Genomic DNA, 26,660 nt, shown 5'->3' with positions numbered 1-26,660 from the left:
TTAATTTGTTGTTTTATTTAGAAGCTCATCAGCTGCAAGGATAAGGAACAGGTAATCTGTAGTTCCTCCACCTAAAACATATTCGGTTTGTTGCCATAAAAACGGCCATTCCAGGAGTTCGGGAAAATCAGGGCGTATTAATGCCGTACCGGAACCTATCCCGCCGGGAATAAAATAAAATTCCCCGCGGTTCATGCCGTATGCCTGGGTAAGGGAACGCGAACCAACACCAGAGGCAAAGGAAGAAGTATTTACCCCGGGATGTACCCCAAGTACAAAATTCATAGCATTTAACATATATTTCTTCGGAAAGATTTCCGGAAAGCTGGTATGCAAATAATATTGTTTCACACCAAAATCCTGGATGCCCCAGCCGGCACCCCAGATATTAGGTTCATAGGGCATTCCATAAGGAGTCTTTTCTCCTTGTTTCTCTACCGTCCTGAAATATCCTTTTACCGCGGTGCGCACTTCATTTTTAAATTTCTGGTTGCTAATAAGCGGCATGGCAGGGCCAACCACCCATCCGGTACGATCAATATTTTTGGAGATAAGGGCGGTATTAGCAGTCAGGAAATCGGCATACTTTTGCTCTTTTGTGGTGCGCAGCAATTCTACTGCGAGCATCACCTTCTGGAGCTGGTTCTCTGGTTGGGTAGTACTCCATATTTCTTCAGCAATGTTTAAACTTTTATCTGCCAGTTCTGGATTATAATCTTTAAGAACACGGGCAACAGCAGCAAGGGCTGCCGCGGTATTTAATTCCCGGCCAGGATTAACTTCAGTAAAAACCCATCGATCATCTGGAGCGCCTTCAAGCCCTACAGGGATAGTTTCATCCTGCGGCTTATTTGAAAAAATTTCGTTGTCGCTATGGTTTACGGGATCACCCAGCAGCACATACTGTCTTTTAGTGGGAACAATAATTCCGCGGTAAAACCTGTCCATAGACTCATATCCTCCCACGATAGATAAAGTTCCATGCTCTATCTGCTGAAGTACATCGGGTTTGCCATCTGGCCTCATAATTTCCACAACCCGAGTATCCTCGTCTATGCTGGTATTGTCATAATCTACCCTGAAGATTTCATAAACATGCGCCAGTCCCTGAATGGTTGAAGCCTGGGATTCTACCCTAAGGTCATAATCCCCGGCATCATGCCAGCCCCCAATATTGATCCCGGGTACATGCTCTCCCGGTTCATATTTAGTAAGGGTTTTGGTCCCCTGCAGGTATCCGTCAAAGTGGTTGCTATCTATAGGAGCCATGCGTGCATCGTCCATATGGCACAGGCCATGCCATACCTTATAGCGGTCATTCACGCGCATGTGGCACATTTGTACGGGAAGAAAATATTCCAGCGTAGGTTGCCATACATCCCTTTTAAAAACATCTTTATTAATCTGAAAAGGTTCTGTGGTATAATCGCCATATTTCACCACGTACATTCCCGGGTCTTTTACTACGGAAAAATCTAATTGGTAGTAGCGGTAGCGGAGAAAATCCCCCCATTGCTGTGGTTTTTCTGATATTACTTCGGAAAAGCCACCTTCCGGCTTCACTTTTAATAATTTCGCTTCCTGTAATTTATTATCGTTTTTATCGGTTTCAATAACCGCGATCTTTTCCTGTTCCGGGTGATACCCCACCTGAGAAACCTGGACCACAGGATCGTAAGTGAAATTTTCTACCACATTTGGCGTAACCAGCCATTCTATAGCGCCTTTAGTTGCCCCGGCAGGTACGAGAGACCGCACCACAAACCAGCCATTACTGTGGCGGGCACGGCCATCTATTAATTTAAGCTCATTATCACCAACATTTTTAATGCTTAAGGTTTGTTTTGGATCTTCAGGTACAACCACCAGTTCCTTACCCGTAGCCATCGGTTTCAGCTGAAATTCGCCATCTTCATCATAAAACCCGGGGCCGTTGGCCTGCCGGTTAAAGATGCCAAAATCCTCGTCCATGTAATAAGATTTTCCGAAGAGAATACCCGGGAACAATTCCATATTCATTCCTACTTTGCCAACCCATTCTTCGGGCAAAGGCTCATCCAGGTCTACTATAATCCGGAAAGATTTCCCTTCCGGCTTTACTTTTAAGGTGTACGAAAAATCCAGATCGGGATAAACAATTGGATTAAAACCTGTACGGTCTTTGGAAGGATCTGGATAGCTCATCCTAACGCTGATGGTATTCTCTTCACGATTTACCATTCTTTCCCCGACTTTGGGAACCGGCTGCCATTGACCCGGCGTAGGTTCCAGCCTTAGGTCGCCATTAGTCGCCACACGTAAACCATTCTGGATAATCCCAACTCCGCCCTGGTGGCTTTCGGGATAAAAATCGTGTGCCAACATTACATTTGCTCCTCTTCTTTCCAGGTATTCCTGGTTATTAATGGTAAAAACTTCTGAGGAATCGGTAGTTTGCTGAGCATAAATATTTGCTGTGCAAAGCAATAGTAAAGTACGAAACAGTATCTTCATTTCAAGAAAAATTTAATGAATAAAACTAGGGGAATGATTGAAGTTATAATTAATACTTTTTTATCATTTACGGATATGATTTTTTCAATAGTTCATAAATTGGATTCTTTATTTGAAAGAGATCTTGTTTTTTGGAAGGAGGTGGTTATTTATTGATTTATAAATTTAGATCTGTTTTTTTTTGGGAATTATGTATGGTGGATATAATATTATTAGGAATTGATAAAATAATATTAAAAACAGCTTAGCAGTATATTTTAATTTGCAACCTTAGAAGCAGGGCTGTTATATATTCGGTTAAGTAATAAATATTATTCCTTAAGTATATTTTTTTCCATATCAAGGGGCGTAAAATTATCTCCATGAAATTAACTTGTTATAGATTACTACTATAAAAGCTAAAAATTTTAGCGGTCTAACCACCATGTTTTTTGCTTCTAAGACACCTTGTATAAAAAAATTTGAATCATGTAATTTTAAATAATGAATATGAATAAACTAAAAATTGTTTTAAGGTTACTGTTTTTTCTTGTAGTAAATGTTGCTTTTGCGCAAACGAAAACGGTTTCTGGAACTGTTACCGATACTTCTGGGGTTCCATTACCCAGTGTCAATGTTGTTGTTGAAGGAACTTCAAAGGGTGTAATTACCGATTTTGATGGGTATTATACCATAGAGAACATTACTCCTCAAAACCGGTTGGTTTTTAGCTATATCGGGATGCAAGATCAGGTGGTGCAAGTGGGGGGCAAAGAAACTATAGATGTTGTATTGCAAAATTCTGCCAGCGGGCTAGATGAAGTTGTTCTGGTAGCTTACGGTAGTACCACACGTAGGGATTTAACAGGAGCTATCGGTACTGTGTCGAGTGAAGAGATAGAAAAGTTTCCGGCAACATCGGTTAACGAAGCGCTGCAGGGTAAGACTGCCGGTGTGCAAATTACTTCAAATTCAGGCAGCCCAGGCTCATCGGTTTCTGTAAATATAAGGGGTATAGGCTCTTTTGGTAATAATGAACCTCTTTATGTGGTTGATGGTTTCCCGACTCAGGACATTTCTTTTCTTAACCCTAACGATATCGAAAGTATATCTATTTTAAAAGATGCTTCGGCAGCGGCCATATATGGTGTAAGAGCCAATGCAGGGGTAGTTATTATTAAAACTAAAAGAGGAGTTCGGGATAAAGTAACTGTCACCATAGATTCTTGGGTTGGGATACAGTCTGAACCAGACGAAATTGATATGCTTAATGTAGACCAGTGGTCTGATTTTGCATTGGAATTGGGTGAAAGCCAAAATCAACAGGTGTTGGAAGAATGGCGAAATCCTGAAAGTTTAACTGATATTAATTGGCAGGATTATGCTTTTGATACCGGCTTTAGACAAGGACATACTGTTAGTGTTCGTGGTGGTGGTGAAAGGGCCCGAACTTCTTTAAGTGTAGGGATGATTGATGAAGATGGTATTGCGATAGCTTCTTCATATAAAAGGTATAATATTAATCTTAATGCAGATTTTGATATTCTTGAAAATCTTTCTGCCAGGGCAGATGTAAAATATGCATATTCTGAAACTTACCAGAACCTTGCCCCAGGTTATTACGGAATGGTGCAGCTTTTTACAAATGTACCTTACCTCGACGACAGGACCGGCACTAACTTACCCTACGATGGCAATGGTAATTACGGCGCATTCACAGATACAGGTTTGTTGGGAACCACCAGCAACGTGTTAGGAAGTGCGCTACAGAATGATACAGATAATGGTACCAATAATCTTTTAGGGAATCTTGCCTTAGAATACGATTTTCTTGAAGGCTTTAAAGCTACCGGTAAATTTGGTTTCCAGTCACAAAACTATGCGGGTTGGAATTTCTTGCCCAGCTACAACAGGGGTAGTGCCAATTCAGACAATAATCCTTCTGCCACATACTCTATAGATCAGAACACTTTTAATGAATATTTGGCTGAAGTTTTATTGGAATATAAAAAAACTTTTGGAGACCACCGGATTGAGGCTTTGTTTGGAGCTTCTGCCCAAAAAAACAAGTTTAAAAATATTTATGTAGAATCCAGAGGGTTTTTAAGTAACGACCTTAGAGACCTTGCTGCTGCAGATGAGGTTACTGGTAGATCCGGTACATGGGGAACTGAAACTTTTGCCAGTACGTTTGCCAGAGTAAATTATACTTTTAAAGATCGTTACAATCTTACTGCTACAGTTAGAAGGGATGGTGTAGGTAATAAATTTAATGAAGATAATCTTTACGGAACTTTCCCATCTGTAGCTGCCGGATGGAATATTGACGAAGAACCATTTATGGAAGATTCAGGATTCGATTTGCTAAAACTCAGGGGAAGCTGGGGTAAAACCGGTAATAGCCAGGGTATAGAGCCGTTCCAGTTTTTAACCACCTATACAAGCGGTGCTTCCACAAACAATTCCGGCTATGTGTTTGGTGGTCAGCCCGTGGCAGGTTTGGCGCCAGAAACTTTGGCAAATCCTGAACTTACCTGGGAATCCCAGGTACAAACTAACATTGGTTTGGATATCGAGTTGTTTGATGAAAGCATTTATTTTACTGCTGATTATTTTCGTAAATCTGCTGAAGATTTTCTTATACCGGAAACTATCCCTTCGCAAAATGGGTTTACTTCAAGAGCAGTTAATGCAGGTAATGTAGTAAACCGTGGTCTGGAATTACTTCTGGGCTACAGGAACAATGAAGGCAATTTTCGGTGGGATTTATCAGCTAACTTTACCACCATCCATAATGAAATTACCGAGTTAACCAATACACAGGATTTTCTTACGTTCGACACTAATTTTGTGCCTAATTTTGTAGATAGCTGGTTAGGCTTTACCCGTTCTTACGTGGGTGGTAACGTAGGCACTTTTTATGGTTATAGAACCAATGGAATATTCCAGACGCAGTCTGAAATAAATGCGCTAAATGAACAGGCACCAGATGGTACTTACCAGGAATCTACCGGTACTATGCCAATTGCACCTGGAGATAGAAGGTTTGTGGACTTAAATGGCGATAACGAAATTACAGCAGCAGATAGGGAAGTAATAGGAAGCCCTTTTCCCGACTTTTATGGAGGTGTAAATTTTAACGGAACTTATAAAAACTGGGAGCTTGGTATTGCGCTTTATGGTACCTATGGTAACGATATACTTAATTTTGTTAAAGTAGAACTTGAAACTGCTGGTGGTTATGGCCTTAATAATGCTTATACTAATGTAAGTGAAGAATACTATAACAACAGGTGGACTCCTGAAAATCCTTCTAATACTTATGCACGGGCAGTAATCGCAGATGTCAATCAGAACAACCGCGTGTCCGATTATTTTGTTGAAGACGGATCTTTCTTACGATTGAGGAATATTCAGTTGGCTTACAATTTTACCCAAGATGTCATAAAGCCTGTGGGTCTTACAAATGCCAAGGTATATATAAGCGGGCAAAACCTTGTTACCCTTACCAGCTATAGTGGTATGGATCCTGAAGTAGGTATAGCTAATGATATAGACGGGCTTGGTGGCGTACAGTCACGAGGTATAGACTTTGGTGCTTATCCTACAACACCAACCTTTACATTGGGAGTTAATTTACAATTTTAAAACATTTTAGATATGAACAAGATAAAATCAAAAGGAAAGAAAATTATGGCGGCCTTCCTGCTCCTTTATGGAGTAGCCGGTTGTTCCGACGATTATTTAGTAGATGAGAGGTACGATGGCCTTACCGATGAAATCGTGTTTAACGATCCTGAAACTGCTTCAGCAGTAGTAACCAGTATTTATGATACGTTTCATGGTGGCCCAGTTGAGTATCTTACAAAAGCTATTTTTTATCCGGCGAATTTTTTATCACAGGATTTTAAGAATATTGGATCCGATGCATTTTTTCAAACCTTTCAAGTACCGGTAACTTTTCAGCCTTTAAATGCGATGTGGACGCAAAACTATATGGGTATTGGAAGGGCTAATAATGCTATCTATAACATAAATAATATGATAGACCAGGGAAATATAGAGGCAGATTATGGTCATCGTCTTGTTTCCGAATCCATGGCTTTACGTGGTATTTTATATTCTATGATGTCCTCTAATTTTGGGGGTGTACCTCTTGTGTTACAACCTGCAGAATTAATAGAAAACCCACAAGCCCCCCGAAATAGCCAGGAAGAAGTTTTTAGACAGGTAATTGAAGATATGCAATATGCTGTGCAATATCTGCCCTGGGATTATCCTGGAGACGAAATTGGAAGAATCACCAAAGGTGCCGCATATGCCTACATGGGGAATGCGTATATGTGGCTTGGGGAATATCAGAATGCCATAGATGCATATACTCAATTAGAAGGGCATTATGTGCTTGAGGAAGAATTCTTAAGAATTCACGCCAACGATAACCAGAACGGGCCAGAATCTATTTTTGAAGTACAACTGTATGATGATGCTGGAGATCTTGGGTGGGGCCGGGATGATAATGTAACTTTTATACAATCTTTTAATATGCCTAATGAAATTGGGAATGGAGGGGGATATGCTGTTCCCACAGAACAATTATATCAATCTTTTGAAGAAGGAGATGAAAGGAAGTTGCCAACAGTTATAGGCCCTGGCGATGTGCATCCGGATCCTGAAATCAATATTGAAGATTATCCTGTTGTGCAGGAAAATTTTGGAGGAATAAACACTCTTGGTACTGAAGAAAACCCCTGGAAAGGTATTGATGGGCTTCCTGGGAGGGAAGGTTATTATGCCGTAAAACTTTGGAGAAATCCAATAGTTGATGGATGGTCAGGCCCGGATATTTTTGGTGGACAAAACCTTATCTTCCTGCGCTATGGCCAAGTTCTGTTAAGCCTTGCTGAGGCTTACCACAAGGTGGGAGATGATGGAACAGCTATGGACTATTTAATGAGGATAAGGAACAGGGCCGGGCTCACTCAAGTACCGGATGGTAATTTAATGGATGCTATTCTCGAAGAATATCGTCATGAGTTAGTTGGAGAATTTTCTTTGTGGTGGTTGCTTAGGCGGTCTGGAGAACAAAGGGAATATATCCAGGAGCATTTTGATATTACTATACCCGAAGGAAAAGACCTTATGCCAATCCCTCAGGAGCAAATTGATGTTAATGCAAATTTAGTACAAAATCCTGGTTACTAGTTGACTTTGTTCTTATTTTCAAACTCCGGCAACGTTATTCGCCGGGGTTTTTTGTTGTCAGAATCTTTATTCTTAAAAATATTCATTTTATGCAAGTTAAAACTTTTTCTTTTTTTTTAATTTTTACCAGTCTCCTTTGTTCTGGGCAAAAACGTCCTCAGGATTTTGCAGTTCTGGCTAAAGACTTCAGGGCATCCGCGAAAGAACAGTTGCTGGATAAATGGTACCCTCTTGCCCTGGACAAGGAAGATGGTGGTTATTATAGTGATATCACCTACAATTTTAACCTGGGGGAGAAGCATGATAAAATGGTCGTCACCCAGGCAAGGCATGTATGGACAAATGCCGTGGCTGCTGAACTTTTTGAAGAAGAAGGGGAGAAATACCTGGAGTATGCCGCCCATGGTTTCGAATTTTTACGGGATGTGATGTGGGATGCTGAAAATGGCGGTTTTCATCAGCTGGTAAGCAAGGAGGGGGAACCCATTCCTCAGCAAGGGCAGGAGAAAACCGCTTATGGAAATTCGTTCGCGATCTATGGACTTGCCAGCTATTACGGTGCTTCCGGGAACGAAGAAGCTCTGGAGTTGGCTAAGAAGGCTTTTTACTGGCTGGAAGAACATAGCCATGATCCTGAAAATGGTGGCTATTTTCAAACCCTAGAACTGGATGGGACACCAATAATGCGTACGAATGCCACCTCTTCAACTTCAGATATCGGGTATAAAGATCAAAACAGTTCTATTCATCTCCTGGAGGCATTTACCGCGCTTTACGAGGTTTGGCCTGACGAACTTTTAGCGGAAAGGCTTAAAGAATTATTGTTTATTATAAGAGATACTATTACTTCACAAAAAGGTTATATGCGACTTTTCTTTGAAGCGGACTGGACGCCGGTTAGTTTTCAGCAGGAATCAAAAGAAGTAATTGAAGAACATTATTACCTGGACCATGTTTCTTTTGGCCATGATGTGGAAACCGCTTATCTTATGCTTGAAGCGTCACATGCGCTGGGAATTGAGAATGACAGCCTTACTCTTATTAAAGGAAAAAAGATGGTGGACCATGCCCTTAAAACCGGGTGGGATGAAAATGTTGGTGGTTTTTATGACGGAGGTTATTATTTTAACAATGCTGATGAAATTACTATTGTTAATGCCGATAAAAACTGGTGGTCCCAGGCAGAAGGTCTTAACAGTCTTCTTTTAATGTCACGTTATTTTCCTGAAGATGAAATGGACTACTACGGGCATTTTAAAGAGCTTTGGAATTATACTGAAGCTTATATTATGGACCCAAAATATGGTGGTTGGTATGAGTGGGGACTAGATGAAACCCCAACTGCAGAGCATGACAGCAAAGGACACATCTGGAAAGCAGCTTATCATAACTTTAGGGCGCTTACCAACTGTATGCATCAGTTGGAGCTGTTGCAGAAAGCTATTGAATGAGCCAGGTGCTTAAAAAAAAAACAGGGCTGAATTTTGTAAAATTCAGCCCTGTTTTTTTTAATGGAAGAAATTATTTTTTAGGAGAAAGCCTTAGTGTTAACACATCGTGAGACGGAACTTTAGCTTTTAGTGTTCTATTGGTATTTTGCAATTTTTGATCTTTCCATACATTTTCCATTTCAAAAGTGGTATTGCTGAAATCGACGGAATAGTCAAAATCCGGGTCTTCAATTTGATGTTCTTTCCAGTTGAACTCCACATCTCTTGCTTCATCAGCCCGGTTGAGGAAAGTCACAGCCCATTCGCCATTGGAAAGGGGTTTGAACCAGGTTTCCAGCCCGTCTTCAGAATTGTATTTAAAGGCCTGTACTCCTAAGGAATCCTGATTGATGGCAATCATCTTTTCATTTGTAAGTATGGCTATAGTTTCTTCGCTCATATCGCTAAGATCATTACCGGCAATAAGAGGTGCTGCCAACATGCTCCACATGGTGAAATGCGCACGGTCCTCACTTTGGGACATTCCGTTGCCAACTTCCATCATATCGGGGTCATTCCAATGTCCCGGCCCGGCATACTTCCTAAGCCCCTCCTGCATATCCAGGATTCGTAAAACTCCCCAGGAAGACCAGTCTCCATGATCTTCTTCACAATCCCAGCAGGGATAGATGTCTCCTGTGGTCCTCCACATGTGGCCGATATCCTGCGCCCATTCCCATGGCTGGTTATCTCCCCATTCACAGATCGCGAACAGGACAGGACGACCGGCTTCATAAAGGGCATTTCTCATAGTGGTATAAGAAGCTTCAGCATTTTGTGTGCCGGTGTTGCACCAGTCATATTTGAGGTAATCCACACCCCATTTGGCATAGGTTATGGCATCCTGATATTCGTGCCCACGGCTGCCTGGTTCCCCGCCACAGGTTTCGGTTCCGGCATCGGAATATATCCCGAATTTCAGGCCTTTGGAATGGACATAATCCACCAGGGCTTTCATTCCGGAGGGGAATTTTTCCTTATCCTCATGAATAAAACCATTTTCATCACGCTGCCCGTGCCAACAGTCGTCAATTACAATATATTCATAACCGGCATCCTTCATCCCGCTTTCCACCATGGCATCGGCGGCGTCCCTTATTACCTGCTCATTAATGTTGCAGGCAAACTTGTTCCAGGAATTCCAGCCCATGGGTGGAGTTTCTGCCAGATTATCAAATTTTTGTGCTAAACCTGTAAGGCTTAATGCCAGGCAGAGCAGGAGGGAGATCTTAATTTTCATTTGTTTATTTTTTAATTATCGATTTCACATTACATATAAAAAATATTCCCTGTAAAACAGGATTTACAGGGAATATTTCATTAAGTCTAACTCTTTTTTACTGATTAAAACCTATGTTATCAACATATATAGTATAAGAATCGCTAACATTATTTTTGATCCTTATTTCACCTAAAGAAGTATCAGTAAAGCTGTATAATGGAATGCTATAATCTGTCCATTCTCCTTCCATTACCTGAACTTCTACTCCTGCATCACATCCACAAAGGGATATAAGGAGGGTTTTAGTTCCGGAACCGGGTGCACCGTAAGCAGAGAAGTTAAAGGTAGAATATCCCGAAAGATCCGGTACAGGGTCTGCACCACCTATTTGCAAGGCTCCATAAGAATCGGCATCATATTCCAGCTTCACAGCTGTGGTACCATCCTGAACCTGTTCTGTACTGGCCCAGGTGTAGGTGCCTCCCCAGCCATCCCAGGTGTCGTTAAATCCTGATTCTGTACCCTCGTCATAATAAATAGGTAAATCAAAAGTTGGGGCGGCAGGAGCCTGTAAGTCGAATCCTATATCATCAACATAAATGGTGCTGGCCGCTTCGTCATTGTTTTTAAACCTTATAGCACCTAATGAGGTATCAGTAAAATTACTTATTGGAATAGAGTAAGTAGTCCATTCTCCTTCTTCTACCTGAATTTCCACTCCTGCATCACAATCACACAAAGATACCAACACATTTGTTGTACCTGAGCCTGGTGCGCCATAAGCAGAGAAATGGAAGGTGCTGTATGAAGAAAGATCTGGAGTTGGGCTAGGGCCACCAATCTGGATAGCACCATAAGATCCTGCTTCGTATTCTAGTTTGATAGAGTTGCTACCGTTAGATACGTTTTCGGTATTATCATAGGTGTACGTGCCACCCCATCCGTCCCAGGTATCCTGGAAGCCAGATTCCACGGCATCGTAATATACAGGCAATGCAAACTCAGGAGCGCCTGTAGCTGGTACAGGATAGCCGAGTGCAGAAGCATCTTCAGATGAAACCAAAACATTGCTAATCTGGTGGATCACTCCATTCATTGCACCAATGTTTGTGGTTTGTAAATTCGCATTGGGAGCATATTCGTAGGAAGGTACAAGCCTACCTTCACTGGTTTCCACAGTTACCTCGTCTCCCTGAACAGTAGATAGTGGACCATCGGTTAGCGCACTGCTCATTACTGTACCGGCATGTAAATGATACTCCAGTACACTTTTTAGCAATTCGATTTCTTCCGCAGTATCAAAATCGTCCAGGCTTTCAAAGTTCTCAATAGTGGAGAAAAATGTGTTGAAAGCTTCATTAGTTGGAACAAAAACGCTTAGCTCTTCTGTCTCCAAAGAACTTGTTAGGCCAGCTTTATCTGCGGCTGCAAGAAAAGAAGTATAGCCTCTGTCCTGAAGCCTGTCTTTAAGATTTAAAGTTTCATCAAGGATGCTCTGGAAAACATCATTTGGCAGTAACACTTTATCTATACCATGAATTACTCCGTTTGTCCCCTGGACATCGGCCACTGTTACATTTGAAGTGGAGTAGCTTGCATCTGAAATTACGCCATCTGCATCTATAGAAAAAGTTTCTCCAAGCATTGGAGTTTGTTCTGTATTGGCAAGGGTTTCAGCAACTAAATTTTCACCTCCAATCACGTGGTATTGTAAAATATCCGCCAGTACATCTGTAGGAATATCACTAAGGCTGGACCATCCAAAGGCTCCGTTTAATTGCATCATTAAATTTTCGAATGCTGCATTTGTAGGAGCAAATACTGTTAGAGGATAATTAGGATTTTCAGTATCAGTAACTTCCATAACAGAAAGTGCATCGGTAAGGCCAGCCATTTCTACAGCTTCAGTAAAAGTAGAAAACTGAGGATTTGCTTCAGCATGATCTAAAATAGCGGGAGGCATAATTATTCCATCAACCACATGTAACACTCCGTTAGTAGAACCTACATCTGACGAGTTAGAAACAAGTGAAACCTCCTGGTTTAAAGTAATCTCATTGCTGGTATCAACATACAGGCTAAGGTTGGTTTCCTCTGGCCCGGTGGCCATTGTGGATAAATAACCTGTAGAGAGGGTAGAGGCAAAATCGGCAGTGGTAGTATTAATTACATGATTAAGTAATACATTTTGCCGTTCTTCTTCAGAAAGCGAAGAAAGATCTACGCCTTCAAATGCTGCATTTGTAGGAGCAAAAACCGTATAGGTACTGGTCTCCCTTAAAGTGGAATCAAGATCTGCCGCTACAAGCGCCTGGTATAAAACAGAAAGGTCCGGAGTTTCTGAGAGGATTTCACTCAGGTTCCTGGGATCTTCTCCAAGTTGCGGATAGAGTTCATCATCATCGTCGCAGGAGTAAAGGCTCGCCACTATTGCGAACAATAATAGATATTGTAGTTTTATTATTTTCATTTTCTAATGTTGTTTTTGAATTTTAAAGGCTCCCGGGAATCTGTTGCCTGACACTCCAGATTCCCTGGTTCCTTCTTTATTCATTTAGTTGAATTCTACTTACGCATTTTGACTATAGGAATCCAAAGTCATCCACGTAGAAGATATATTGTGGTTTTCCTGTACCTGATGCTTCCTGGAAGTCTATCCTGGTTATAGTACCAGGAGCTCCTCCATTTGGATAAAAATCTGATAATGGAATTACATACTTGGTCCATTGGTTTGGTACAAGTTCAACTCCTACTGTTGCGGCAAAATCATTTAATGCAACATTTACCATATCTCCCGGGTCACCGGTTCCGTAAATGGAAACAGTTATAGCATCGTACTCGGTAAATGAAATTGGAGTTGTAGGGTTAAAAGTTAATCCAGACCAACCTTCTCTTACGCTTTGAATGGAATATTGTCCAAGAGCAGGATTTGTAACCTGAAGATCATAAGTACCTCCCCATTGGCTCATTGTCCAGTTTTCGTTTAGAGAATCTATATAAATTGAATAACTAAACCCATAAGAATCAGATTGTGCTACAGCACCTCTGGCAGTCTCAACATAAATATAAGCCTGTTCTACACCGTCTGGTACAGCAACAGTTACTTCTGTTTCTGAAACTGATAGAATTTCAGCAGGTCTTTCTACAAGATTTCCTGCTTCTTCAGTTCCTGATACAAACGTTACAGAAGATGTTTCTGTAAAATCCCCTCCTGTAAGAGTCACAGTTTTTATTCCATCTTCAGTAGTAGATTCTGTGAAATCATCAATGGTAAGGAGAGAGAAATCATAAGATGTTTCCCCTGCAAGGTTTACCAGTCTTAGTTTGTTTTCCTGGCCCACATAAGGAGCTCCTTCCGGAATAGTAACAAAGGTCAAGTTATCTGTAGTAAGGGCGGGATTAAATCCTGCCTGCATTCCGTTAATGTAAATTGCTGTAAGTGTAGCAAAGTTTTGACCTCTTACAATATAGGTGTTTTCAAGTACCCCTTGTGTAACAGGAGTGTCCTCTTCCACTTCACTAACGCTTTCTATTACAGGTGGCTCATTTCCTCCTTCAATTTCGTCTACATCAAACTCGCTTTCGCAGGAAACTGTTGAAAAAACCAATGCAAGTAACAGGAGCGGGTAAAATCCTTTTTTGTTAAAAAATATATTTTTCATAATTCAGATTATTAAATTAATTACTCCTGATTTTCGCTTTGATTAAAGTCGTAAGGAACAGGTTCATCCAACAACGCCGGGTTGTTCTGGATCTCGTTTGTAGGATAAGGAAATAAAAGGTCATCCATAGTAGGAGCAAACTTTTCTGAAGTCACTACGGCAGGAGTAACACTTTCATCATAGGTACCTTTTTCCTGGTCTGCAAGAAAATCTATAGCAAAGTCAGGTCCCTGTCTTACCACGTCGTACCAGAATTCTCCTTCCAGAGCTAATTCAATTCTTCTCTCATGGAAAACATCCTCAAAAGTATAAGAATTCAATGGATCCAACTCTGCTCTTTCACGAACCATGTTAAGAGCCTGTAGCCCTTCGTTAACCGGGCCTCCACCTTTAATGGCAGCTTCGGCTTTAATTAGAAGCACTTCTGCATATCGCATGATGTAGGTGTTATTTGGATAGCTCTGCTGAGCCCCACCAACATTACCAACTACATATTTTCTAATTCCTACTCCTGTTCCCTGGAAGTTAGTACTTTCCGGAACAGTATATCCACCGTTTAGGTTTGGGTAATATGCCCCTGGTTCCATAATAGTGGCATAGTACCGGCGGTCTCCTTCTTCATAAGCTTCCTGCAGGCTTATTGAGGGTCCTAATGCGGACCATCCATCTGCGAAACCAGTAATTCCTGAAGATCCATAGAAAGACTGAAGAGCATTTCCTTCAGAATAAGTACCAGAATCAGTCCATTGCAAGGCAAATACAGATTCTACATTATTATCATTTTCAAGAAGGAAAAGATCATTATAATCTTCCATAAGGCTAAAGGCGCCAGAATTTATAACTTCATTGGATAATTGATAAGCCATATCCCAGTTTTCTTCGTATAGATACACTTTTGCAAGCATAGCTTTAGCAGAGTTGCTGGAAACACGTCCTACTTCATAATTTGGGTTAGAAGTCCTGTCGTAAAGATTTTCAACAGCAAACTCAAGATCCATTTTAATAAACTGGTAAATGTCTTCTACCCGGTTACGTGGAACCTGTGGGTCCAATACATATTGGGTGTTATCTTCAATAATTGGAACTGACCCAAAAATACGTACAAGATAGAAATAGGCAGTAGCCCTGATCATTCTTGCTTCTGCAACAGAGTTATTGGTAACATCTTCAGATACGTCTCCACTTACATTTGCGGGTAAGGTATTTATTACTGAGTTTGCCTGGGCAATAACAGCATAAAGACTTTCCCATGCCTGAGTAAGGGTACCATGGGCACCGGTAATGGCATAAGTTCCAAACTCTGAGTTTCGGGCATCCCATGTACGGGCATTCCCGGAACTAAGTTCCCCAATTCCCCAGGATACATTGCTCACAAAGTTAAACCATGGCCGGGAATAAAGGTGGTTTGCAGCAGCAGCAACTTCAGCATTAGTAGAATAAAATTCATCCACGTTATAAGAATCTTCCGGCGGTCTATCCAGAAAATCCTCACTGCAAGAAGCGAAGCAAAATACAGCCGCAACCACAACTAAAATCTTAGATTTAAAATAATTCTTCATCATATTTTTTTTTATAATTCGACATTCAGTCCTAATGTAAAAGTCCTTGGAGATGGGTATCGTCCATTATCTACTCCCATCAACAGGGTGTTTTGATTAAAAGTACCTACTTCAGGATCATATCCATCGTAGTTTGTAAGGGTATAAAGGTTTTGAACACTTCCATAGACTTTAAGATTATTAAGATGTAATCTTTCGCTCACATCAGATGGAAGGGTGTATCCCAGGGTTAAGTTCTGAACCCTCAAATAGGAGCCATCGTCAATATACCTGTCTGAGATACGAATGTTTGGGTTTGCCTCACTACCTCTTACCAATCTTGGTTGTTGCCCATCAGTGTTATTAATATTATAGTAATCCAATACTACCGGAAACTGATTAACATAATAGCTACTTCCCGCGGTTAATGTACGGTTAACACCATTAAAGATGTCGTTTCCATAAGATCCTTGCAAGAATACGCTCAGGTCAAAGTTTTTATAAGAGAAATTGTTCTGAAAACCAAAGGTGAAATCAGGGTGTGGATTACCAATTACGGTACGGTCATCAGTATCTACCACGCCATCTCCATTAACATCTTTATATTTGATATCTCCTAACCAGGTAGTTCCAAATAAAGCGTCATCAACCGGCCTTCCAAACTGGATAGGGGCATTCTCCAAATCTGCAGTAGTTCTAAAAAGACCTTCTACCTGATATCCATAGAACATCCCCACAGGCTCACCTACCTGGGTTAAAGTAACGTTTTGATTAGAGTCACTTATATAAAGAGCCTGATTAATTACAAGATCTCCTAACAGTTTTGTCACTTCATTTTTATAATGAGAGAAGGTTAGGGTAGAACTCCAGTTAAAATCTGAATTTCCAATAGTGCTATAATTAAGCGTTACATCAATACCTTTATTTACCATTTCTCCTAAATTTATGTACGGTGCCTGTATAGCTCCCGGAGAAGCTCCACCAGTAATAAAGTCTGTACTGGCAAATTGGAAAAGGAAATCTTTAGAAACTTTATTATAGACTTCTATGGTTGTATTTAAACGTGAATTGAATGAGGCAAAATCTATACCAAGGTTAGTCTGAGTTGAAGATTCCCATGTAAGTTCTTCATTTCTGAAATTGGCATATTCAAAACCTGTTCCCAATCCTGTGGAAATAGGAGTTAGCCTTACCCCGTATGCGAAGTTTGGAATATTTTGGTTACCAACTTCTCCATAACCTCCATAGATCTTAATGTTTTGAAGGGTTTCGAAATCTTCCATAAAAGATTCATTAGAAATTCTCCATGATGCTGAAACAGAAGGGAAATAACCCCATTTGTTACCTTCAGCAAATTTAGAAGATCCATCTGCCCTAAGAGAGGCTGTTACATTGTACCTGTTGCTATATGAGTAAATGGCCCTACCAAAATAGGATTCCAAAGCAGAACTTCCAATGTACTGGTCTACAAGATCATCAGCATTCCCCTGTCCCAGTACGGGTAGGCTGTTGCTAACAAATCTTCCATCCTGGGCAGTAACACCCTGATAGCTGGATTCCTGAACTTCCTGACCTAAAAGTACGGTAAGATCATGGTCTTCGTTAAACGTATTAGTGTAAGTCAACAAGTTTTTCATGATCCAAAAATCGCTGTTCTCTCTTGTGGCTAAGTATTGGTTTTGGCCACTTTCAAGATTACCATAGGAGTAGGTAGGCTGGAACCTGTCTCTTAAGGTATTTCCAAAATCTCCACCAAGCTCTGTTCTGAATGAGAAATTATATGGTAAATCAAATTCCAGGAAAATATTTCCAAGAACGCGGTTTCTTTCCACGGTATTTTGAATGCTTAAGGCTTCGGCAATAGGGTTTCTGGTCCCGTAAGCAATCTCTTCAGCGGTAACTGGCCCTGCAAAAGAACCATCTGGATTATAAACCGCGGTTGCCGGGTTATTAAGTAAAGACAAAGAGATAATACCATTACTGGCATTGTTCAAAGTAATTTGGTCATTTGTTCTACTGGCAGTAATATTAATACCGGTTTTAATCCAGTCTTTAATATTTGCATTTATGTTTGCTCTCACAGTTAACCTGTCAAAAGCAGATCCAATAACAGTACCTTCCTGGTCTGTGTAAGAAGAAGAAATAAAATAATTAATATCTTCCTGGGCCCCTGAGAAGGAGATCTGGTGATTTTGCTGAAGCGCATCATCAAAAATCTCTGCCTGCCAGTCTGTTCCCGGTCCTAAAAGGCTTGGATTAAGAAACTCCATTTGAGGATCAAGTTCATAAATTGCAGCAACATTGTTCTGGTGGGTTGCATACTGCTGAAGGTTCATCACATCCAGTTTATTGGTAGGACGCTGCACCGCTATATAGCCACTATAGGATAATTTACCTTTTCCTATTTTACCTTTTTTGGTAGTGATCAGTACAACCCCGTTAGATCCCCTGGAACCATAAATAGCGGTTGCAGATGCATCTTTTAGAACGTTTACAGATTCAATATCATTTGGGTTTAAAGCAGCAAGAGGGCTTAAGCCTTCTGATCCAGCTTCTCCTGAAACCGGTACACCATCAATAATGTAAAGAGGTTCACTTGAACCAGTAATGGAGTTTACCCCACGAATCCTTACAGATACTGCCGAACCAGGCTGACCTGAGTTTTTAGTAACGGCTACACCTGCTGCACGCCCCTGCATTAACTGATCCACACTTACCTGTGGAACATTTTCAAATTCCTCTGCGCTAATTCTGGAAACAGAACCGCTTATGTCTTCCTGAAGCTGGGTACCATACCCTATTACCACTACTTCTTCAAGACTTTGGGAATCTTCATCTAGCGTAACGCTTATTTCTTCTCCTGCAGAAACGTTAATTTCCTGAGTAAGAAAACCAACGAAACTAAAGACAAGAGTGCCGGTGTCGCCTACAACGATTTCGAATTCACCATCAAAATTAGTGGTTGTTCCGTTGTTAGTTCCCTGTTGAATAACATTCACCCCAAGCAGAGGAACTCCCTGGGAATCCGTCACAACACCTGTTACGGCATCTTGTGCCGCGACTAATTGCGTAATTAAACAAAAAGCTGCGAAGAATAGCATTTTGCTTCTCCGGTTTAGCCAGCTTTTACTTCTTGGTAATTTAATGTACATAAGAATAAAATTGTTTGAATTGTTTAAACAATTATGAGTTTAGGATTTTTCCTCCTCATAGATAAGAACATTGGTAAAATACTGTCCCTTTTTTTTATAATTCCAAAATTAGGAGTAAAGTTAAGCCTTGGTTAATATTATTTTATCATTTAGTTGTGATATTTTTTCTATTGGCTATTATCAGTATCAGGTATTTAAACCGAAAAAAATGCAATTCGACCATTTTCTTATGTAACTTACCAATAAGATATACGTAGATAAGACGCTGGTGGTTTTAAGAAATTACAAATATAACGTTAAATAAACTGATATTTTTGTGTGTTTCTTTTATATGGAATGCTTTTATTGTTATTCTTGTTGTTTTAGGCGCTCTTTAACAAGTTTGCCTGACTCCGTTAGTATTTCCTGTTTCTTTAAATCTTCCGGGCTTGTTCCCGGCAGCAAGGCTGCAGACTTTTCGTCTTTATCTGCTATAGACCAGTTGCACCAGGAAAGATTGTTTTCTTTGGCAAAATCCCACCAGATTACAGATTCTTCTTTATCTACTATTTCATCTCCGTTAGCTTTAGTAGTGCCAAATTCGGTGATAAAAATCGGTAATTCCTTATTAATTGCCTCTTGGGCGAGTGCTCTCAAATCGGCCTTATGGGTGGCGGCGTAATAGTGCAGGGTATAGGCAATATTCTCGAAATTTAAAGGATCGTTAGCAGCGAGGTCTACACGTTGGGACCATCTGGGGGTTCCGCAAATAATAACATTGTCTGGGTCTTTTGCTCTTATTGCAGTTATTACGGCAGTGTGATAAGGTTTTAAAACTTCGCTCCAGGATACCTCCATTGGTTCATTAAAGGTTTCATACAAAAGATTGGGAGTGTTTCCATATCGTTCAGCCAGTTCAGTAAAAAATTGAACCGAAGCCTCCTGGTGTTCATGCGCATGGTGATCATGCCAGTCTACAATAACATAAATTCCCATATCTATTGCAGCATCAATAACATCATAAACTTTTTGTTTTTCCTCTTCCGGGTTTTCAAGATAGCCACCATTTTCAATGCCCATTGCAGCTCTAATTACATTTATGTTCCAGTCTTCTGTGAGGTTTTTAATGGTTTCCTGGTTATAAAACTCCGGCTCCCACTGGCTCCAGAAGAGAGACATGCCTCTTAGCTGAATTTCATTGTTGTTTTTATCCAGCAGTTTATTTCCTTCTATATGTAACTGGCCATGTTGAGAAACAAAATTTTCATTACTAACAGGCTCTTCTTCTTCTTCTTCTTCTTCTTCTTCTTCAGTTGGAAAGTTTTCTTCTTCTGTTATTTGTTCTTCCTCTCCTGATTCTGGGGTAACGGGATTGTTTTCCTGTGCCACCGAGCAGCTTATCATAAAGAGGAAGTGGAATAGTAACAGTGAAATCTGGTATCTTGTTTTCATGATTCTGATAAAATAGTATTAGTTGTATTACAGCACTCTTTTAATTCCGCTAAATTCTTCCCTGTACTGGCTTGGGGTGCAGTTCTTTGTTTTTTTAAAGACGCGGTTAAAATTTGCAATATTATTAAAGCCGCACTTAAAAGCAATTTCTGCAATACTCAGGTCTTTCTCAATTAGCCATCTTGCGGCATATCCAATCCTGGTATCATTTACATACTCTATAAAAGTCTTGCCAGTTCTCTTTTTTATGAACCTGTTAAAGGAAACCGGGCTCATATTAATAAGAGTGGCCATTTCATTAAGACTTATCTTGTTCTGGTAATTCTCCTGCACATATTCGTAAATGGTTTTGATCTTGTCACTATTTTCAAAGTCCTTGTTCTGGGATACGTATGTAGATAAAAGACGTTGCTTCCTGGAGTTGGCAAGATCGTGAAGTACAGAGATAAGCTCAAGAAAGTAGTCTATACTGTCAATTTTTGAAAGCCTGAGGATCTTCGGTTTTATTTCTTCGGAAATTTTTCCTGAAAAAAGAATGCCGTGGGCAGATCTGTCGAACATATCCTTAATAGGTTTCATAATCCTTCTGCTTAACAACTTATTGTCAAACAGGTCATTATGAAAGTGGATGGTTACCTCGTGTATTTCTTTATTTTTACAATTATGAAGCTCCCATCCATGCTGAAGGTTTGGCCCAACCAATACCAGCTCAATATTTTCAATTTCTTCCATACTGTCTCCCACAATCCTTCTAACCCCTTTTCCGTTCGCAATAAAATTCAATTCGTATTCAGGATGAAAATGGATAGGAAAGTCAAAATCATCTTTTACGCGGTCAAAAACCAGAAAACTGTCTTCGGGAGAAAGCTGGGTGATCTCCCGGTGAATATCTTTATACATTCTAGAAAATGTTATATAATTTCATTATTAAATGACAATATCATATTAATAAAGTAATTTGAAGTGTCTTATTTTTGGAATTCTTTAAGAAATTTTGTGTTAAAACTACTTTTCATAAAAAAGCTTTGGATAAATATACTATAAGCTTTTAGTAATATGAAAACATTTTATCAATTATCTTCATATTTTGACCAATGCGTATGAAAAATATTGTCAAATTCTTTACAATTGTTACTCTGCTGGCTTTAGTCCAGGCTTGTGGTTCATCTAAAAAAATTGACTATGCCGCTATAAAAGTGGCAGATAGCGATGCCAGCCTCCCTGCTAAAAAACTGTATCATCTTGTAAAAGAAATACAAAACAAAGGTATCGCATTCGGTCACCAGGATGCCACGGCTTATGGAATAGGCTGGAAGCATTCAGCTGAATATCCCAAACTAAAAAGTGATATTGAAGAAATTACCGGAAAATACCCCGCTGTCCAGGGCTTTGATCTCGGCCATATTGAGCTGGGGAATACTTACAATTTAGATACCGTGGCTTTTTCATTAATGAAAGACCATATCCAAAAGATGAGCCGGAAAGGAGCTATTTTTACTTTTAGCTGGCACCTTGATAATCCTGTAACTAATGGTGGTTCCTGGGATAATACTTCTGCGGTATCATCTATATTAGAAGGAGGAGAGCAACGGGAGAAATTTGAGCAATGGGTTAAGCGTTTGTCAGCGTTTTTTAATTCTCTTGAAGATGAAAATGGAGATCCTATCGCGGTGGTGTTCCGCCCATGGCATGAAATGAATGGTTCCTGGTTTTGGTGGGGCAAAGGCAACTGCACCCCGCAGGAATACCAGCAGCTATGGAAGGAGACAATCACCCTACTTCAGGAAAACGGGGTGCATAATCTTTTATATGCCTATTCGCCCAATATTGTTTCAGGAATGGAAGAATATAATACTTATTATCCCGGGGATGAATATGTGGATATCCTGGGGGTAGATATTTATAACCATGGGGGGAATGAAGCCTTTCTGAAAAATCTAAAATCAAATCTTGCAGTGGTAAAGGAAAAAGCAGCACAGGCTGATAAACCTTATGCGTTAACAGAAACCGGTAACAATAATTTTGGTGAAGATGAAAACTGGTGGACAGAATATTTGTACCCCGGAATAAAAGACAGTGGGATTGCCTGGGTTCTCTTATGGAGAAATGCACGGCCATCTCATTATTTCGCTACCTACAAAGGTGAAATTTCTGAAGAGGATTTCAGAGAATTTGAAGGCTACGATGAAATACTGTTTTTAGATGAAGTGGAAAAAATCTCCGAATAATTAATCCCCTATTTAAAAAGATAACCCCGAATGTTACAAGGCTTAGATATTGCGATAATTTTACTCTACCTGGTTGGAACAATTGTAATAGGACTTGCGCTTAGAAAAAAAGCCCAGAAAAGTAAGGACGATTATTTAATGGGTGGTAAAAACCTGCCCTGGTACATGCTGGGCTTATCCAATGCGTCTGGAATGTTTGATATTTCCGGGACTATGTGGCTGGTAACTTTAACCTTTGTATACGGATTTAAAAGTATCTGGATACCCTGGCTCTGGCCGGTGTTTAACCAGGTGTTCCTTATGGTTTATCTTTCTGCCTGGCTACGGCGGTCCAATGTTACCACTGGTGCAGAATGGATCCTGTTTCGTTTTAGCAGCGGCAGGGGAGGAAGATGGTCTCATACTATTATTGTAATTTTTGCAATTTTAAGTTGTCTTGGCTTCCTGGCTTATGGCTTTATTGGGCTTGGGAAATTTGTTGAAATTTTTATCCCCTGGGAGATTGTTTCCCAGTACATCCCATTTAATGTCCCTCCTGCATATATTCCTCATTTCTACGGAATAATTTTTACTTTATTCGCCGTTTTTTATTCGGTTTTAGGGGGTATGTCCGGGATTGTATGGACAGATTTGTTGCAATACACAATTATGACCGTGTCGTCAATTGCAATTGCCGTAATCGCATATCTTGCTTTAGGTGAAAATACACTGAATGTGCCCGATGGCTGGATGAACCCCTTTTTTAACTGGGAACTCAATATGGATTGGAGCGGCATCATTGATGAAGTGAATACCAAAATAATTTCTGACGGTTACTCTCTTTTTGGGATCTTCTTTATGCTTATGGTGTTTAAAGGAATATTGGCCAGTATTGCCGGTCCTGCACCAAATTACGATATGCAGAAGATTTTATCTACAAAATCGCCACTGGAAGCAGCTAAAATGAGCGGTTTTGCGATTTTTGCCCTGATGCCAACAAGATACCTTATGGTTGGTGGTTTTTCTATCCTGGCTATTCTCTTTTACGATCAGCTGGATTTAACTACCGCGGGCGTACTGGATTTTGAGAAAGTGTTGCCGGCTTCCATAGAACAATTTGTGCCGGTAGGGCTTCTTGGCCTGCTGCTGGCAGGTTTGCTGGCAGCATTCATGTCTACCTTTGCAGGAACACTTAATGCCGCACAGGCGTATTTGGTGAATGATATATATTTAAAGTACAGAAACCCAAATGCTTCTTCTTCAAAAATTAAAATGATGAATTATGGCAGTGGGATTACTGTTGTAATTATAAGTATTATCCTGGGCTTCTTTGTGCAGGATGTAAATTCCATTTTACAATGGATTGTTTCTGCGCTTTATGGAAGCTACGTGGTATCTAACGTGCTTAAATGGCACTGGTGGAGGTTTAATGGAGAAGGCTACTTCTGGGGAATGCTTTCGGGAATTATTCCTGCGCTAATATTTCCAATTTTTACCGATACTTTAGATCTTTATTACTTTCCTGTTATCCTTTTAATCTCTATTGTTGGAAGTATAGTGGGAACATATTCAGCGCCACCAACAGATGAGCGCACACTTATGGATTTTTACAGTAAAACCAGGCCGTGGGGCTTCTGGAAGCCTATTTATGAAAAATTAAAACAGGAAGATCCTACTTTCGAAAAAAATAAGTCTTTCTCCAGAGACATGTTTAATGTACTGGTGGGCACCATAGCCCAGACGCTACTAGTGGTGATTCCTTTTTACATCATTTTACGCGAAAATGTTCCACTTATCATTTCCTGTGTAATTCTGGTGATTACCATCATAATTCTCAAGAAAAACTGGTGGGATAAAATTAAAACCGAACCAAACATTACAAGAAAAAACTAACAAGGATGGATTTAAAAGAACAAAAGGAGATATCCAAAATACCAGGCTACGATAGCCTCATGAAAAATCATAAGGAACTAATTGAAAAGAAAAACCAGCCGGAAAATTTTTCTAACGGTATATATGAAAGGTATGAGAACCCTGTGGTTACCGCAAAACATGCCCCGCTGGAATGGAGATATGATTTTAATGCTGAAACCAATCCGCTGGGACTGGAAAGAATTGGGATAAACGCTGCCTTTAATCCCGGTGCTATGAAGTGGAATGACAATTATGTACTGGCCGTTAGGGTAGAAGGGAACGACCGTAAATCATTCTTTGCGATTGCCGAAAGCCCAAACGGAGTAGATAATTTTCAATTTTGGGAAAAACCTGTAGTGCTTCCTCAAACAGAAGAACCAGATACCAACGTGTACGATATGCGCCTTACCAGGCATGAAGATGGCTGGATATATGGTGTTTTTTGTACAGAAAGAAAAGATAAAAGCAGGCCTGAGGATACTACTGCTGCAGTGGCCAACGCCGGCATAGCCCGTACCAAAGATTTAGTGAACTGGGAGCGACTTCCAGATTTAATTTCCAATTCGGGACAGCAGAGAAATGTGGTATTGCACCCTGAATTTGTTGATGGGAAATACGCGCTTTACACCAGGCCGCAGGATGGGTTTATTGAAGTTGGAAAAGGTGGTGGTATAGGCCTTGGCTATGTAAAAGACCTGCAGAATCCTGTGCTGGAAGACGAAAAAATCATCAATCATAAGGCCTATCATACTATCTATGAGATGAAAAACGGACTTGGCCCCGCTCCAATTAAAACTGAAGATGGCTGGTTGCACCTTGCCCACGGGGTAAGGAATACCGCAGGCGGACTGCGTTATACCCTGTATCTTTTTATGACAGACCTTCAGGATATTTCTAAAGTTATTTATCAGCCTGCAGGTTATTTTATGGCGCCTAATTACCAGGAAACCGTTGGGGATGTACCAAACGTTCTTTTTGGAAACGGCTGGATTGCAGATGAAGATGGTAAAGTTTTTATTTATTATGCATCATCCGATACCCGGTCTCACGTTGCGGTTTCTTCCGTTCAAAAACTGGTGGATTATGTAAAGAATACTCCGCAGGATGAATTCACTTCCGCGGCTTCAGTTCAGAATATCATTAAACAGGTTAATAAAAATCAGGAATTAAAGTAATGCAGGTAAGCTCCCGCGAAATATTAAAAAAGGAATTATCAGAAGAGCTGGATAACATTCAGGCATTTTGGCAAAAATTCAGTATAGATGAAGAATATGGTGGTTTTGTTGGAAAACGGGACCACTATAATAAGCTGGTGCCAAATGCTCCTAAAGGAATTATTCTTAATACCCGGCTGCTATGGACTTTCTCGGCTATTGGCAATTTCAAAAATGATAAAAGCACGCTTGAATATGCGGAAAGGGCTTATAATTACCTAAAAGATTTTTTTCAGGATAAAAAAAATGGAGGAGTTTTCTGGGAGCTGGACCATCTTGGAAACCCGTTAAACACCAGGAAACAGATATATGCGCAGGCGTTTGCCGTCTATGCCCTTTCAGAATATTATAAACTTTCGGGAAATGAGGAGGCTAAAAAATGGGCATTATCGCTCTTCGGGCTTATAGAAAACCATGGCAGGGATCCTAAAAATAATGGCTACCTTGAAGCTTTTAAGGCAGATTGGTCTCCAATTGAAGATGTACGTTTAAGTGAAAAGGAGGACAATTCAGCAAAAACAATGAATACGCATTTGCATATTCTTGAAGCTTACACCAGCCTTTTTGAGATTACTTCCAGTAAAAGGGTGGAAGAGGCGCTGGAAAACCTGGTGCTTTTATTTATGAATAAATTCCTGAATGATAATCAGGATCACTTTCATCTCTTTTTTAATGAAGAATGGAATAGCACGAATAATATTATTTCCTACGGGCATGATATTGAAGCGGTTTGGCTGATTATTGAAGCTGTTAAACCCTTAGACAATCCCAAACTTCTTAAAAGAGCCGGCGAAATTGCAGTGAATGTGGCTAAGGTTTTTCTTAAAGAAGCTTATGTGAAAGGCGGTGGGGTATATAATGAGATAAATGTAGATTCAGGAGCGCTGGATAAAGACCGGCATTGGTGGCCGCAAATGGAAGCTATGGTAGGGCTTGAATTTGCAAACCGGCTTGAACAGGATTCCCAGTTTGAAGAAGCTATTTATGATATCTGGGATTATAGCAAAAACTACCTTATAGATCACGAAAATGGGGAATGGCATTTTAGGGTAGATGATGATCATGTGCCTTATCCCGAAGAAGATAAAGTAAGTATGTGGAAAGCCCCTTACCACAACTCAAGGGCTTGTATGATGTTTTTAAAATAATAATT

General features: G+C 40.3%; 15 protein-coding genes. 7 read left to right on the top strand and 8 right to left on the bottom strand.

All coding sequences use genetic code 11. The features are described 5' to 3' along the window. The gene (locus RM553_RS13015) at positions 1–2,493 is read right to left on the bottom strand and encodes a glycoside hydrolase family 9 protein (protein ID WP_311535375.1); all 2,493 of its coding nucleotides are present in this window, start codon (positions 2,491–2,493) and stop codon (positions 1–3) included. Positions 2,494–2,982: 489 nt separating this feature from the next. Here RM553_RS13015 and RM553_RS13010 point away from each other — a divergent pair, with 489 nt between their 5' ends. From RM553_RS13010 to RM553_RS13000, 3 genes are all read left to right on the top strand, one after another. Continuing rightward, on the top strand, positions 2,983–6,120 hold the full coding sequence (locus RM553_RS13010) for a SusC/RagA family TonB-linked outer membrane protein (RefSeq protein ID WP_311535374.1): 3,138 nt from the start codon (positions 2,983–2,985) through the stop codon (positions 6,118–6,120). Positions 6,121–6,132: 12 nt separating this feature from the next. After that, the gene (locus RM553_RS13005; protein ID WP_311535373.1) at positions 6,133–7,677 is read left to right on the top strand and encodes a RagB/SusD family nutrient uptake outer membrane protein; all 1,545 of its coding nucleotides are present in this window, start codon (positions 6,133–6,135) and stop codon (positions 7,675–7,677) included. An 89-nt stretch (positions 7,678–7,766) separates the two neighbouring features. Further along, positions 7,767–9,128 carry an AGE family epimerase/isomerase gene (locus tag RM553_RS13000; protein WP_311535372.1) on the top strand — a complete coding sequence of 454 codons (1,362 nt, stop codon included), beginning with the start codon at positions 7,767–7,769 and terminating at the stop codon, positions 9,126–9,128. 70 nt (positions 9,129–9,198) lie between these two features. Here RM553_RS13000 and RM553_RS12995 read toward each other — a convergent pair whose 3' ends face one another. The 7 genes from RM553_RS12995 to RM553_RS12965 all read right to left on the bottom strand — a co-directional run bounded on the left by RM553_RS12995 (position 9,199) and on the right by RM553_RS12965 (position 21,072). Next, the gene (locus tag RM553_RS12995) at positions 9,199–10,407 is read right to left on the bottom strand and encodes a glycoside hydrolase family 27 protein (protein WP_311535371.1); all 1,209 of its coding nucleotides are present in this window, start codon (positions 10,405–10,407) and stop codon (positions 9,199–9,201) included. Positions 10,408–10,504: 97 nt separating this feature from the next. Next, complete coding sequence (locus tag RM553_RS12990; protein ID WP_311535370.1) at positions 10,505–12,859, bottom strand: fasciclin domain-containing protein; 2,355 nt, start codon at positions 12,857–12,859, stop codon at positions 10,505–10,507. 112 nt (positions 12,860–12,971) lie between these two features. After that, entirely contained in the window at positions 12,972–14,051 is a 1,080-nt protein-coding gene (locus tag RM553_RS12985; RefSeq protein WP_311535369.1) for an IPT/TIG domain-containing protein, read from the bottom strand. 20 nt (positions 14,052–14,071) lie between these two features. Continuing rightward, complete coding sequence (locus RM553_RS12980) at positions 14,072–15,610, bottom strand: RagB/SusD family nutrient uptake outer membrane protein (protein WP_311535368.1); 1,539 nt, start codon at positions 15,608–15,610, stop codon at positions 14,072–14,074. Positions 15,611–15,621: 11 nt separating this feature from the next. Next, complete coding sequence (locus RM553_RS12975) at positions 15,622–18,741, bottom strand: SusC/RagA family TonB-linked outer membrane protein (RefSeq protein WP_311535367.1); 3,120 nt, start codon at positions 18,739–18,741, stop codon at positions 15,622–15,624. Positions 18,742–19,089: 348 nt separating this feature from the next. Then, positions 19,090–20,172, bottom strand: a complete 1,083-nt coding sequence (locus tag RM553_RS12970) for a glycoside hydrolase family 5 protein (RefSeq protein WP_311535366.1) — start codon at positions 20,170–20,172, stop codon at positions 19,090–19,092. Positions 20,173–20,199: 27 nt separating this feature from the next. Beyond that, positions 20,200–21,072 carry an AraC family transcriptional regulator gene (locus tag RM553_RS12965; RefSeq protein ID WP_311535365.1) on the bottom strand — a complete coding sequence of 291 codons (873 nt, stop codon included), beginning with the start codon at positions 21,070–21,072 and terminating at the stop codon, positions 20,200–20,202. Positions 21,073–21,272: 200 nt separating this feature from the next. Between RM553_RS12965 and RM553_RS12960 the strand changes: the two genes are divergently transcribed. Genes RM553_RS12960 through RM553_RS12945 form a run of 4 tightly spaced genes read left to right on the top strand, consistent with a single transcriptional unit; the run spans position 21,273 to position 26,655 of the window. Further along, complete coding sequence (locus RM553_RS12960; RefSeq protein ID WP_311535364.1) at positions 21,273–22,400, top strand: glycoside hydrolase family 26 protein; 1,128 nt, start codon at positions 21,273–21,275, stop codon at positions 22,398–22,400. Between the two features lie 30 nt (positions 22,401–22,430). After that, positions 22,431–24,272, top strand: coding sequence for a sodium:solute symporter family protein (locus tag RM553_RS12955; protein ID WP_311535363.1), 1,842 nt, complete (start codon positions 22,431–22,433; stop codon positions 24,270–24,272). A 5-nt stretch (positions 24,273–24,277) separates the two neighbouring features. Next, complete coding sequence (locus tag RM553_RS12950; protein ID WP_311535362.1) at positions 24,278–25,468, top strand: glycoside hydrolase family 130 protein; 1,191 nt, start codon at positions 24,278–24,280, stop codon at positions 25,466–25,468. After that, on the top strand, positions 25,468–26,655 hold the full coding sequence (locus tag RM553_RS12945; protein ID WP_311535361.1) for an AGE family epimerase/isomerase: 1,188 nt from the start codon (positions 25,468–25,470) through the stop codon (positions 26,653–26,655). The genes RM553_RS12950 and RM553_RS12945 overlap by 1 nt, the downstream gene beginning before the upstream one ends. Positions 26,656–26,660 lie beyond the last annotated feature (5 nt).

It is taken from the genome of Autumnicola tepida (assembly GCF_031846485.1).
GTDB lineage: Bacteria > Bacteroidota > Bacteroidia > Flavobacteriales > Flavobacteriaceae > Autumnicola > Autumnicola tepida.
Note: the sequence above shows the minus strand (reverse complement) of the source record. Positions and strands in the feature narration are given on the sequence as shown.